Here is a 12818-nt window from a genome sequence, read left to right on the forward strand (position 1 = left end):
AACGCGCTCCTCACGCAGCCTTCTCCATGGCGGGATAGGTGGTGGCCCCGCAGATGCGCAAATCGGCGCTCACCGTGCCTACGCGGCCATCTTCAAACTTGACCTGGGTGCTGATGAACTGACTGGCCTTATCGGTGTACAGCGCGTCGATCAGTACCGCGTATTTGTCGGCGATGAATTTGCGCCGCACCTTGCGCGTGCGCGTCAGCTCATCGTCGTCCGGATCGAGCTCCTTGTGCAGAATCAGGAAGCGGTGGATCTGGGTCGCCCCCATCAGCGCTTCGGCGGCCAGGTCGGCATTGACCTTCTCCACGCAGTCGCGTATCAGGTCGTAGGTGGTGCCGTGCGCGGCCAGGTCGGTGTAGCCGGCGTAGGCGATGTTGCGCCGCTCGGCCCAGTTGCCGACCGCTTCCATGTCGATATTGATGAAGGCGCACACCTGCTTGCGCGCGTTGCCGAAGGCGACCGCCTCCTTGATAAACGGGAAAAACTTGAGCTTGTTCTCGATGTAGTTGGGCGCGAAGATCGCGCCGCAGTTCATCTTGCCCACGTCGGCCGCGCGGTCGATGATCTTCAGGTGGCCTTCGCTGTCGAAAATGCCGGCGTCGCCCGTGTGGAAGTAGCCGTCGGCGTCGATCACTTCGGCGGTCGCATCGGCGCGCTTGAAGTAGCCCGCCATCGTGGCCGCCGACTTGACCAGCACCTCGCCGCTGGCGGCAATGCGCACCTCCACGCCGGGCGCGGGCAGGCCGACGCTGTCGAACTTGATGTTCCCGTCCGGCTGCAGGCACACGTAGGCGCAGGTTTCGGTGGAGCCGTACAGCTGCTTGAGATTGACGCCGATCGAGCGGTAGAAGCGGAACAGGTCCGGCCCGATCGCCGCGCCGGCGGTGTAGGCCACGCGCACGCGCGAGAGCCCAAGCACATTCTTGAGCGGACCGTAGACCAGCAGGTGGCCGAGCGCATACGCCGCGCGATCAAACGCCGGCACTGGCTTACCGTCCAGGATATCGGCGCCGCAGCGTTTGGCCACGTCCATGAAGTGATGAAACATATTGCGCTTGAGGGTGCTCGCGTCTTCCATCCGGATCATCACGGTGGTGAGCATATTCTCGAACACGCGCGGCGGCGCGAAATAATAGGTAGGGCCGATCTCGCGCAGGTCGGTCAGCACGGTGTCGCCCGACTCGGGGCAGTTGACCGTGAAACCGGCCACCATCGCTTGCGCCAGCGAGAACAGGCAGTCGCCCACCCACGCCATCGGCAGGTAGGACAGGATGTCTTCGCGGTCGGTCAGCTTGTCGAAGCCGACCCCGCCCACGCCGGCCGCCATCAGCGCGGCATGCGACTGGCATACGCCCTTCGGTTTGCCGGTGGTGCCGGAGGTGTACAGGATGATCGCAATATCGCTGCCGCCGCCGGCGGCAACCGCCGCGTCGAACGCGCCGGGGTGGGCCTGGTCCCATGCGCGGCCCAGTGCCTGCAGCGCCGCGAAAGAGGTCAGGCCGGCCTGTTTATAGTGGCGCATGCCGCGTTCGTCGTCGAAGGCGATGTGGCGCACCTGCGGGCACAGGGCCTGCAGTTCGAGCAGCTTGTCGACCTGCTCCTGGTCTTCGACGATGGCAAAGCTAATGTCGGCGTCGTTCAATACGTAGGCCATGTCGGCCGCCGGCGCGTCCTGGTACAGCGGCACCGGCACCCCGCCCAGGCATTGCGCGGCCAGCATGGCCCAGTACAGGCGCGGGCGGTTGTCGCCGATGATGGCCAGGTTCATCCCGCGCGCAAAACCCAGCGACGCCAGGCCGCAGGCCAGGGCGCGCACCTCGGCGTTCACCTCCAGCCAGCTCCAGGTCTGCCAGATGCCCAGGTGCTTTTCGCGGAAGGCGGGGCGCTGCGGGCGCGCCTGGCCGTGCGCCAGCAGGCGCCGCGGAAAAGTCTGTAATTGCGAGCCATCGGATGTAGTCACCAGCGTCCCCTTTTGTTTGTCCGGCCCCCCTCCCGCGACGGCAAATGCGGGGTGGCGCGCTTTTTGTGTGATGATATTAGCTCGCGTTGGACGAGCAGGTTGTCTTTTGGATGACAATTCGCCCTCTAATTCGCGACTTTCGATGCTGCGACGCACAATGACAAACCAGACACAGACATTAATTGAACACTTGCGCTCGACCATATGGGCCCGCACCCTCACGAGCGCCGAGATGATCCGGGTCGAAGCCGACTGCTTCGAGCAGTTCGTGCCCAAGGGCGGCTTCGTATGCCGCAAGGGTGAGGCGCTGGACAACTGGGTCGGGATCATCGACGGCCTGGTCAAGATCAACAATTTCTCGCCATCCGGTAAAAACGTGACCTTCGCCGGCGTGCCGACCGGCGGCTGGTTCGGCGAAGGCTCGCTGCTCAAGGACCAGACCCGCAAATACGATGTGATGGCGCTGCGCGACACGCGCGTGGCCCGCATGCCGCGCGACACGTTCGAGTGGCTGCTCGAAGTGAGCCTGCCGTTCACGCGTTTTTTGCTGATGCAGCTGAACGAACGCCTGGGCCAGTTCATCGGCCTGGTCGAAAACGACCGCATGCTCGACATCGATACCCGCGTGGCGCGCTGCCTGGCCGCGATGTTCAACTCGCATCTGTATCCGGGACTGGAGAAACTGGTGCAGATTTCGCAGGAAGAAATCGGCTACCTGTCGGGTGCCTCGCGCCAGCGCGCCAACCAGGCCTTGCAACTGCTGGAGAAGGAAGGGCTGGTGCGGCTCGACTACGGCGGCATCCGGGTGCTCGACCTGGAAGGGCTGCGCCACTTCCAGGCATGAAGCCCGCTTGTCCACCTGCGCACGCGTGTCGCCACGGCCGGGCGCGATAGAGGTATCATAAGACACAATGACATCACCCGATTCAACGCTGCCCATGCCCATATCCACCGCGCGCGATGAGCGCCTCGCGCAGCTGCGCGCCGCCATGCAGCGCGCGCAGGTCGACGCCTGCATCATCCCTTCATCCGACCCGCACCTGTCCGAATACCTGCCCGGCCGCTGGCAGGGCCGCGAATGGCTGACCGGTTTTACCGGTTCGGTCGGCACCTTCGTCGCCACGGGCGACTTTGCCGGCTGCTGGACCGATGCCCGCTACTGGACCCAGGCCGAGACCGAACTGGCCGGCAGCAGCGTGCAATTGATGAAAATCCCGTCCGGCGCCAGCCTGCTGCACATCGACTGGCTGGCCGCCAACCTGGCCCCGGGCCAGACGGTGGCGGTCGACGCGCGCGTGCTCGGCCTGTCCACCGCGCGCCTGCTGGCCGACGCCTTGACAGCGCGCGGCATCAATCTGCGCACCGATATCGACTTGCTGGACTCAGTCTGGAGCGAACGCCCCGCGCTTCCACCGCCGCCAGTGTTCGAGCACGGCGCGCCGTTCGCCTCCACCAGCCGCGCCGACAAGCTGGCCGCCACCCGCGCCGCCATGGCCAGACTGGGCGCGGACCGCCACTTCATTTCCACCCTCGACGACATCGCATGGCTGTTCAACCTGCGCGGCGCCGACGTGAGCTACAACCCGGTATTCCTGGCGCACGCGCTGATCAACCCCGATGGCGCGACCCTGTTCGTGGCCGAAGCCAAGGTCGACGCCGCATTGCGCGCGCGCCTGCTGCTTGACGGCGTCACTCTGGCGCCCTATGCCGACGCCGCCGGCGCGCTGGCCGCCTTGCCTTCCGGCGCGGCGCTGCTCATCGACCCGCGCCGCATCACGTCCGGCATGCGCGACGCCATCGCGCCGGGCGTGAAGGTGATCGAGGCGGTCAACCCGAGCACCTTCGCCAAATCGAAAAAGTCTGCCGCGGACGCCGCCCACGTGCGCGCCACCATGGAGCACGATGGCGCGGCCCTGTGCGAATTTTTCGCCTGGCTGGAAGCCGAACTGGCCAACCCGGCGCGCGCGCCGCTCACCGAAGTGGCCATCGACCGCCAGATTACGGCCGCGCGGGCGCGCCGGCCCGGTTTTGTCAGCCCCAGTTTCGGTACCATCGCCGGCTTTAACGCCAACGGCGCCATCATCCACTACCGCGCCAGCGAAGCGGCGCACGCCGTCATCGAAGGCGATGGCCTGCTGCTGATCGACTCCGGCGGCCAGTACCTGGGCGGCACCACCGACATCACGCGCGTGGTGCCGGTGGGCGCCACCAGCGAAGCGCAGCGCAGCGATTTCACGCTCGTGCTCAAGGGCGTGATCGCACTGTCGTCGGCGCGCTTCCCGCGCGGTACCCGTTCGCCGATGCTCGATGCGCTGGCGCGCGCCCCGATCTGGGCCGCCGGCATCGATTACGGCCACGGCACCGGCCACGGCGTCGGCTTCTTCCTGAACGTGCACGAGGGACCGCAGTCGATTTCGGCAAGCAGCATGCCGGAGCCGCACACCGCCATGGAAGAGGGCATGATCACGTCGGTCGAACCGGGCATCTACCGGCCTGGCCGCTGGGGCATCCGGATCGAAAACCTGGTACTGAACGTGGCCCTTGATGCCACCGAATTTGGCGACTGGCTGCGCTTCGAGACATTGACCTTGTGCCCGATCGACACGCGCTGCCTGCACCTGCCGCTGCTGCGCGCCGACGAAATCGCCTGGATCAACGATTACCATGCCACCGTGCGCGCGCGCCTGGCGCCGCATGTCAGCGGCGCGGCCGCCGCCTGGCTACAACAACGCACACAGGAGATCTGATGTCGACCGCACGATCAACCCGGGCCAGCGCCGCCGTCGACCGCCTCAAGGTACGCAGCGGGAACGCCGGCTATTCGATGGCCCGCACCGGCGACGGCCTGTTCTTCCTGTCGGAAGCGCCGGGCGAGCCGCCCCTGTGCGCTCCGCTCGATCTCGACGACTTCGTCGCCTTTGTCAACAAGCTCGGACCGCAGGTAGCGCGGCGCGTCAGCAAGCTCGATGTCGCCTTCGAAAAGCAGCTGGTGAAAAAGAAGCCGGCCCCCTAGCGTCACCTTGAAGGAAACCGCATGTCGTTCACGGAGCTGATGTCGGCCTACTGGTCGCAACCCGAAATCGCCACCAATGGGCTGATCCTCCTCAATCTGCTGGGCGCGCTCATTCTTGGGCTGCTGGTTGGCTACGAACGCTCGTACCATGGGCGCGCGGCCGGCATGCGCACCTATGGCCTGGTATGCATGGCCTCGGCCGCGCTGACCATCGTCGGCGGCTATCCCGGCTTCTGGTTCGGCGGCCATGGCGCCTCGCTGCTGGCCGCGGTCGACCCCACCCGCGTGATCCAGGGCATCGTCACCGGCATCGGCTTCCTGGGCGCGGGCGTCATCATGCGCGAAGGCTTCAACATCAGCGGCCTGACCACGGCCGCCTCGATCTGGACCTCGTCGGTGATCGGCATCCTGGTCGGCGTCGGGTTCTACCTGGCCGCGATGGGGCTGGCCTTTTTTTCAGCGATGATCATGATCTACCTGTCCAAGGTCGAGGCCTGGCTGCCCTCGCGCCACGCGGTGGCGGTGATGATGCGCTTCAAGCACGACTTCGTGCCGCGCGAGGATGCGCTGCGCCGCATCGCGCTGGCGCGCGGCTATGCGATTGCCGGCGGTTCGCTCACCATCGGCAGCGATAACAACATGCAGGAATGGCGCTTCGTGGCGCTGGCGCTGTCCAAGAAAAGCGGTGCGCCGCTGTCCGACCTGGCGGCGGAACTGGCGCAGTTCAACGGCATCGACAGTTTTCAAATTTCGCACGCCCGCAATTAGGCCGGGCTGCACATCAAACTGAACGCAAGGAGCTGCCATGACGGCACAAGACATACTCGATTTCTGGTTCCTGCCCGCTGGCGCCGAGGGACACGGCAAGGCGCGCGAGGTCTGGTTCCGCAAGAGCGACGCGTTCGATTCCGAGGTGGCGGAGCGCTTCGGCCCCCTGCTCGAACACGCGGTCGCCGGCGGCCTGCGCGAGTGGGACGACGAGGGCCCGCAAGGCACGCTGGCGCGCATCGTGCTGCTCGACCAGCTCACGCGCAACGCCTGGCGCGGCCAGCCTGCCTCGTTTTCCGGCGACGCGCTGGCGCTGGCCGCGGCGATGCGGCTGGTCGACAGCGGTGCCGATAAAACGCTTACCCCGCTGCAGCGCTGGTTCGTCTACATGCCGTTCGAGCACGCCGAGGATGCGCGCATGCAGGAGCGCGCGGTCGATCTGTTTTCCGGCCTGGCGCAGTACGGCGAGGCGTTCGAGGGCGCGCTCGATTACGCGCACCGCCATCGCGGCGTGATCGCGCGTTTCGGCCGCTTCCCGCACCGTAATGCGATCCTGGGGCGCGCCTCCACACCTGAAGAAATCGACTACCTCAAGCAGCCGGGGTCGGGCTTCTAGGTGGCGCGCACGCTCAACATCATCGGCGCCGGCCATGTGGGGCGCGTGCTGGGGCGCCTGCTGGGCGCTCGCGGCGGCTTTGCCGTGCAAGACGTGCTGACGCGCTCGCACGCCCGTGCGCTCGATGCCGTCGGGTTCATGGGCGCCGGGCACGCGGCGGCCGGCCTGGCCTCCATGCGGCCGGCCGACGCGTGGATGCTGGCTGTCGGCGACGACCAGATCGGCGCCGTCTGCGCGCAGCTGGCTGGCGCGCAGGCGCTCACGGGCGCCATCGTGTTTCACTGCAGCGGCGCCAAGTCCTCGGCCGAACTGGCGGCGGCCAGCGCGGCCGGGGCGCTGGTGGCGAGCGTGCATCCGATCCGCAGCTTTGCCGATCCGGCGCTGGTGGCGCAGCACTTCGACGGCACCTTTTGCGGGACCGAGGGCGACGCCGATGCACTGGCCGTGCTCACGCCGGCGCTGGCGGCGATCGGTGCGCAGCCGGTAGCCATCGACGCGCAAGCGAAAACGGTGTACCACGCTGCCTCGGTGTTCGCATCGAATTATCTGGTGACGGTGCTCGACGCCGCGCTGCGCGCCTACCAGGCGGCGGGGGTGCCGGAGCCGGTGGCGCGCGCTATGGCGCAGCCGCTGGCCTCGGAAAGCATGGCCAATGTGTTCCGCCTGGGCGCGGCGGCGGCGCTGAGCGGGCCGATTGCGCGTGGCGACATGGACACGGTGGCGCGCCAGCAGGCGGCGCTGGCCGCGTGGGACGGGCCGAGCGGGGCGCTGTATGCGGCGCTGGTGGCGCCGACCCAGGATCTGGCGCGGCGCAAGAAAGACAACAACGCGCGCAACAACGCCGCCGGCAACGGCAAGGACAAGGCATGATCAGAAAAGCCGAAGCGAAGGACCATGCGCAGCTGGTGGCGTTGTACAAGGCGGTGGCGCGCATCCCTGACGGCATTGCGCGCACCCCGGACGAGGTCACGGACGCCTATGTGAGCGGCTTCATGCAAAAAGCGGCCGCCGACGGCATCGAATTCGTCTACGAAGAAGATGGCGTGATCCATGGCGAAATTCATGCCTCGCGCGTGGGCATTGCCGCGTTGGCGCACCTGCTGACCGACCTGACCATCGCGGTGGCGCCCGGGTGCCAGGGCAAGGGCGTGGGTCGCGGCCTGTTCGGCGCGCTGCTGGCCGAGGTGAGCGAACGCATGCTGCACATTACGCGTGTCGAGCTGTTCGCGCGCGAATCGAATGTGAAGGCGCGCGCGCTGTATGCCTCGCTCGGTTTCATCGAAGAAGGGCGCCTGCGCGGCCGGGTCAGGAACTCGCGCGGGGAGATCGAAGACGACGCCTTGATGGGCTGGCTCAGGCCGGCGCCACGGTAAAGGGGTCAAGCTGGCGGCCGGTGCACCGGATCGCCCGCCGCTTATGCAACGCGGCTGATGCATTAATGCGAAAAGATGCAACCATGCATCGACAAACGCAAAAAATCGCAATAAGCTAGACCGTTACGGTGATGTTGCGGAAGAATTGCCAAAACGGCAGGCATTCCCATGCCCCTGCTTACGTCGACGAGGGAGACCAGCATGCTATTTTTGAAAAGTACGTCTGTGACAAAGGCGCCCGGCATTTATGAAGTCGATATCGCCGCCAAGCCCCCCGGCAAGACCTTCGGCGTCTTCCTCGCCACCGACCCCGACAATCCACCGAGTGCGATCCTCGCCGGCCTCGCCGAGCTGGGCTTCCAGAACACCCACAGCGAGGCCTACACCCACAAGGACCGCGGCAAGGTGCTCGACCTGCACTTCCAGAAAGACGGCACCGATATCTTCAAGGGCTGGAAAACCGAAGAGTGCGAGGCCAATCTGAAAGACATCGATACCTTGTTCGGCAACGTCGGCATCACCGTCACGCCGCGTGTGATGTCGCTGGCCGAAGCCTACGCCTGAGCGATTGCCGCCGAGGGCGGCCTCATTGCGTGACCTCGATGTGATACAGGGCCCACGGGCAGGCGCCGAAGCGTTCGGCCACCGGCCTTGCGGCCATGTCGGGAAAACGATCCGCATCGTACACGGCCCACAAGGGCCCCAGCCCGCCCAGCGCCATCGGCTTGCCGTCGAGATGGGTGGCGACGATGAAGCGCTGCGCGCGCGCCTGCGCCACGGGCAGCGCGACCGCATAGCCGTCCACGGCGCGCAGCACCAGCTTGGCGTCGTCGCGCAGGCGGGTGCCGCTGGCCGCCACCACGTCGAGCAGCAGCGGGCCGCGCAGCGCATGCGCCTTGGCGTCGTATTCCAGGGTAGGATTGATGCCGACCGCCGGCAGGGCCAGCAGCGCGCCGAAATCCAGGCTGAACGCCTTGTCGAAGCTGATCTTTTGCTTGTGCATCATCTGGTCGAGCACCGGGTCGAACGGGCCGCGGTTGCTGCGCGCCAGGGCGCCGGTCAGGGTCAGCAGGGCTGGTCCCGGTGCCTGTCGGGCTGGTGTGCCGGCAGCGAGGGCGGGGAGGGCAGCGACGCTCGCGGCGGCGCCCAGGAAGTGGCGTTTTTTCATGCGAAAATACCTCGTCTATCGTGTCATCCTGCCATCATATCGCCAAGCCGCTTTCCATGGACCTGTTTCAACAAAGTCAGTTAACCCCCTTTCCGCTCGACGATGGCACGGTAGCGGTCTTGCCCCAGCTGCCTTTTCATCTGAGTAATGCGGAGGTGCTCGCGCGCCTTGTTGCCGAAACTGCCTGGCGCGCCCAATCGATCACCCTGTGGGGAAAGCAGCATCCGCAGCCGCGCCTGACCGCCTGGCACGGCGAGGCGGCCTACACGTATTCCGGCCTGCGCCTCGAACCGCTGCCGTTCACGCCGCTGCAGCTGGCCCTCAAGGAGACGGTCGAGGCCGCCTGCGGCCAGCGCTTCAACAGCGTGCTGCTCAATTACTATCGAAACGAGCGCGACAGCATGGGCATGCACAGCGATGACGAAGCCGAGCTCGGCCCTGCGCCGGTGATCGCCTCGCTCAGTTATGGCGCTGAAAGAACCTTCATCCTGCGCCACAAACAGACCAAACAGACACTTAAGCTAGTCTTAAAAGACGGTACTTTACTAGTGATGTCAGGCAATACACAAAAGCACTGGCAGCACGGAATTAACAAGTCGACGCGCCCCAGCGGCCCGCGCGTGAACCTAACTTTCCGCTTCATCTTTTAATTTCCGCTTAAATTCGCCTAACTGAAAAATACATATAGCTGAACGCATAGTCAGTAATTTCAGCGTCACACTATTTTTCACGTTACATTTCCTTACAAGTCTTACGGAATGCCCCTTCATGCGTCCATTCGGTGGTGCTATCTTGGTTACCTCGCAATTCATTGGGAATTGCGGAACAGACTGTTTCACACAAAGGATTCCGCATGAAAAAGCTCATTTTTGCATTGATCGCTGGCGCCACCGCGATGACCGCTGCCCAGGCGCAAAGCCCGGCCCCTTACGTTGGTGTGGGCGTCGCATCGTCCGATCACAGCTACAAAATTAGCGGTAGCGACGACGGCGACGGCTACAAGCCATCGCTGAAAGTGTTCGGCGGCCTCGATATCACCCCGATGTGGGGCGTGGAAGCCGGTTACACCGACCTGACCAAGGCCGATTTCAACTACAAGATCGGCAATGACACCCGCAGCGGCACTACCGACGGCAAGCGCGCCTACATCGCCGGCAAGGCCACCATGCCTGTCAACGAGATGTTTTCGGTCTACGGCAAGCTCGGCGCTGGTTATACCAAGGTTGAAGGCAGTTCGCCTAACCTGCGCTACAAGGAAAGCGAGACAGGCGTGTACGGAGCCGTTGGCGGCCAGTACAACCTGAGCAAGCAGGTCGCCCTGACGCTGGAATATGAGCGCTATGGCAAGAGCAAGGACTTCGGTGCCAAGGCAGACGCCATCACCGTTGGTGCTCGTTACAGCTTCTGATCGGGCGCCCGTGGCTTTGCGCGCTGCGCGAAGCCCGGGCCGCAGTTGACAGAAGGGCAGACCGGAACAGGCACGGCGCCTTCCAGTGTGTGCAGCAAGCGCCCCCTCCGCTTGCTGTATCCACCGGGAGGCGCTTTGTCTTTCCGGGGCCGCGTTTGCACCCCGTTCCCTCCCCGGTAAAACCCCCTCAGTACGCCACCATCCCGGCCGCGATAAAGCGGTGCACCGACGACCATTGCCACTCCTGCGGCGCGCCGCACAGGCCGTGACGCAAGGGATTATGGTGGATATAGTCGACCAGGCCGGCATAGTCGTCGCTGCCGACGCAATGCTGCTGGTAGTGCGGTTCCCAGATGATCTCGGTGCCCCGCGTCGCGCGCGCTTTGCTCAGGGATTTGGAAAACGCAATCTTGACGGCGCGCCAGCGGGTGGCGCAATCCTCGTCGCCCGGCGGCAAGGTCCAGATGGCGTGGGCATGGTCGGGCAGGGCAACCCAGGCATCGACATGAAACGGCTTGCGGCTGCGCGCCTGGCGAATAGCCTCGCCGAAAGCGGCGATATGGTCGGTCAATAGCGTGCTGCCGCGCTCGGACAAGCGGACCGTGAAAAAATAACTGTGCCCGGCGACCCGGTTGGCGCGATAGTCATTCATCTGTCCAGTGTGCCGGGCTCGGCGTGCTTATAGGTCGATTAGCGCAAAAGTGAGGGACTTCTGAAACGAGCTGTGCTGCAAAAAGGCGTAGCGCCAGCGCGCGCTGGCTGGACCTGTCCGCTTACACCGTCAGCGGCTTGTAGCGGATCCGCTTCGGCTTGGCGCCTTCTTCGCCCAGGCGTTTCTTCTTGTCGGCTTCGTATTCCTGATAGTTACCGTCGAAGAAAGTGACTTGCGAGTTGCCTTCGAACGCCAGGATGTGGGTCGCGATGCGGTCCAGGAACCAGCGATCGTGGGAAATGACCATGACGCTGCCGGCAAATTCCAGCAGGGCATCTTCCAGCGCGCGCAGGGTTTCCACGTCCAGATCGTTCGACGGTTCATCGAGCAGCAGGACGTTGCCGCCTTGCAGCAGGGTTTTGGCCAGATGCAGACGGCCGCGTTCCCCGCCCGACAGGTTGCCGACGATCTTTTGCTGATCCGAGCCCTTGAAGTTGAAGCGGCCCAGGTAGGCGCGCGACGGCATGTCGAAACGGCCCACGGTGAGCGTATCGGCGCCGCCGGCCACGTCGTCGAACACGGTCTTGGTATTGGCCAGGTCGTCGCGGTTCTGGTCGACGATGGATACGCGCGCGGTCTGGCCGATGGCGACTTCGCCGCTGTCGGGCTGCTCTTTGCCGGTAATCATCTTGAACAGGGTCGACTTGCCGGCGCCGTTCGGGCCGATGATGCCGACGATGGCGCCCGGCGGCACGATGAACGACAGGTTCTCGATCAGCAGGCGGTCGCCGAACGATTTCGACACGTTCTTGAATTCGATCACGTCATTGCCCAGGCGCTCGGCCACGGGAATGAAGATCTCCGACGTTTCGTTGCGTTTCTGGTATTCGTGCTCGGACAGCTCGTTAAAGCGCGCCAGGCGGGCCTTGCTCTTGGCCTGGCGGCCTTTCGGATTCTGGCGCACCCATTCGAGTTCCTTGGCCATGGTTTTCTGGCGCGAGGACTCGGTCGCTTCTTCCTGCTTGAGGCGGTTGCTCTTTTGCTCCAGCCACGAGCTGTAGTTGCCTTTCCACGGAATGCCGTGGCCGCGGTCGAGTTCGAGAATCCATTCGGCGGCGTTGTCGAGGAAGTAGCGATCGTGGGTAATGCCGACCACGGTGCCCGGGAAGCGCAGCAGGAATTGTTCGAGCCAGTCGACCGATTCGGCATCCAGGTGATTGGTTGGTTCGTCGAGCAGCAGCATGTCGGGTTTCGACAGCAGCAGGCGGCACAGTGCCACGCGGCGCTTTTCGCCACCGGACAGGATGCCGATCTTGGCGTCCCACGGCGGCAGGCGCAGCGCGTCGGCGGCCATCTCCAGCTGCAGGTTCAGGTTGCCGCCGTCGGAGGTCGAGATGATCGCTTCCAGGCGCGCCTGTTCGGTCGCCAGCGCATCGAAGTCGGCGTCTTCGTCGGCATAGGCCGCGTACACCGCTTCCAGCTTGGCTTGCGCCTCGAACACTTCGCCCAGGCCCGATTCGACCACCTGGCGCACCGTCTGCTCGGGATCGAGCACAGGTTCCTGCGGCAGGTAGCCGATGTTCAGGCCCGGCATCGGCACGGCTTCGCCCTGGATGTCGGTATCGATGCCCGCCATGATTTTCAGCAAGGTCGACTTGCCGGAGCCGTTCAGGCCCAGCACGCCGATCTTGGCGCCGGGGAAGAACGACAAGGAAATATCCTTGAGGATCTGGCGTTTGGGCGGGACGATTTTGCCCACGCGATTCATGGTATAGACGTAATTGGCCATTGAGTTTCTTGAAATGGGGACGGAAGGTCAACAGGATACAATAAGTCGCCTCCGGATTGGCCCTT

14 protein-coding genes are annotated in these 12818 nt (G+C 64.7%); 10 read left to right on the forward strand and 4 right to left on the reverse strand.

Annotation, left to right across the window (positions count from 1 at the left end; translation table 11 throughout):
• Window positions 1-10 precede the first annotated feature (10 nt).
• Window positions 11-1969, reverse strand: coding sequence for an AMP-dependent synthetase/ligase (locus RBA40_RS10990; RefSeq protein WP_374710479.1), 1959 nt, complete (start codon window positions 1967-1969; stop codon window positions 11-13).
• 154 nt (window positions 1970-2123) lie between these two features.
• On the opposite strand from RBA40_RS10990, the gene RBA40_RS10995 reads away from it, so the two are divergent.
• From RBA40_RS10995 to RBA40_RS11030, 8 genes are all read left to right on the forward strand, one after another.
• A complete protein-coding gene (locus tag RBA40_RS10995; RefSeq protein ID WP_374710478.1) occupies window positions 2124-2810 on the forward strand; it encodes a Crp/Fnr family transcriptional regulator in 687 nt (228 codons plus the stop codon).
• A gap of 94 nt (window positions 2811-2904) precedes the next feature.
• Window positions 2905-4713: an aminopeptidase P family protein gene (locus RBA40_RS11000; RefSeq protein WP_306647922.1), complete on the forward strand. Its 1809-nt coding sequence runs from the start codon at window positions 2905-2907 to the stop codon at window positions 4711-4713.
• Window positions 4713-4979 carry a hypothetical protein gene (locus RBA40_RS11005; RefSeq protein WP_306625428.1) on the forward strand — a complete coding sequence of 89 codons (267 nt, stop codon included), beginning with the start codon at window positions 4713-4715 and terminating at the stop codon, window positions 4977-4979. Before RBA40_RS11000 ends, RBA40_RS11005 begins: the two co-directional genes overlap by 1 nt.
• A gap of 21 nt (window positions 4980-5000) precedes the next feature.
• The gene (locus RBA40_RS11010) at window positions 5001-5747 is read left to right on the forward strand and encodes an MgtC/SapB family protein (RefSeq protein WP_306647923.1); all 747 of its coding nucleotides are present in this window, start codon (window positions 5001-5003) and stop codon (window positions 5745-5747) included.
• A 37-nt stretch (window positions 5748-5784) separates the two neighbouring features.
• Entirely contained in the window at window positions 5785-6363 is a 579-nt protein-coding gene (locus RBA40_RS11015; RefSeq protein ID WP_306647924.1) for a DUF924 family protein, read from the forward strand.
• On the forward strand, window positions 6364-7233 hold the full coding sequence (locus RBA40_RS11020; protein WP_306647925.1) for a Rossmann-like and DUF2520 domain-containing protein: 870 nt from the start codon (window positions 6364-6366) through the stop codon (window positions 7231-7233).
• Window positions 7230-7736 carry a GNAT family N-acetyltransferase gene (locus tag RBA40_RS11025; protein WP_306647926.1) on the forward strand — a complete coding sequence of 169 codons (507 nt, stop codon included), beginning with the start codon at window positions 7230-7232 and terminating at the stop codon, window positions 7734-7736. The genes RBA40_RS11020 and RBA40_RS11025 overlap by 4 nt, the downstream gene beginning before the upstream one ends.
• A gap of 201 nt (window positions 7737-7937) precedes the next feature.
• Window positions 7938-8300 (forward strand): hypothetical protein, encoded by a 363-nt coding sequence (locus RBA40_RS11030; RefSeq protein WP_099873467.1) that lies wholly within the window; start codon window positions 7938-7940, stop codon window positions 8298-8300.
• A 22-nt stretch (window positions 8301-8322) separates the two neighbouring features.
• On the opposite strand, the gene RBA40_RS11035 is transcribed toward RBA40_RS11030, so the two are convergent.
• Window positions 8323-8904 carry a putative pterin-binding protein gene (locus tag RBA40_RS11035; RefSeq protein WP_306647927.1) on the reverse strand — a complete coding sequence of 194 codons (582 nt, stop codon included), beginning with the start codon at window positions 8902-8904 and terminating at the stop codon, window positions 8323-8325.
• Between the two features lie 56 nt (window positions 8905-8960).
• Here RBA40_RS11035 and RBA40_RS11040 point away from each other — a divergent pair, with 56 nt between their 5' ends.
• Window positions 8961-9554: an alpha-ketoglutarate-dependent dioxygenase AlkB family protein gene (locus RBA40_RS11040; RefSeq protein WP_306647928.1), complete on the forward strand. Its 594-nt coding sequence runs from the start codon at window positions 8961-8963 to the stop codon at window positions 9552-9554.
• A gap of 203 nt (window positions 9555-9757) precedes the next feature.
• The gene (locus tag RBA40_RS11045) at window positions 9758-10312 is read left to right on the forward strand and encodes a porin family protein (RefSeq protein ID WP_306647929.1); all 555 of its coding nucleotides are present in this window, start codon (window positions 9758-9760) and stop codon (window positions 10310-10312) included.
• Between the two features lie 187 nt (window positions 10313-10499).
• On the opposite strand, the gene RBA40_RS11050 is transcribed toward RBA40_RS11045, so the two are convergent.
• Window positions 10500-10964 (reverse strand): REP-associated tyrosine transposase, encoded by a 465-nt coding sequence (locus RBA40_RS11050; protein WP_306647930.1) that lies wholly within the window; start codon window positions 10962-10964, stop codon window positions 10500-10502.
• Between the two features lie 121 nt (window positions 10965-11085).
• Entirely contained in the window at window positions 11086-12753 is a 1668-nt protein-coding gene (gene ettA, locus RBA40_RS11055; RefSeq protein ID WP_099873477.1) for an energy-dependent translational throttle protein EttA, read from the reverse strand.
• Between the last annotated feature and the right edge of the window lie 65 nt (window positions 12754-12818).

This window comes from Massilia pseudoviolaceinigra, from assembly GCF_030846505.1.
GTDB lineage: Bacteria > Pseudomonadota > Gammaproteobacteria > Burkholderiales > Burkholderiaceae_D > Telluria_A > Telluria_A violaceinigra.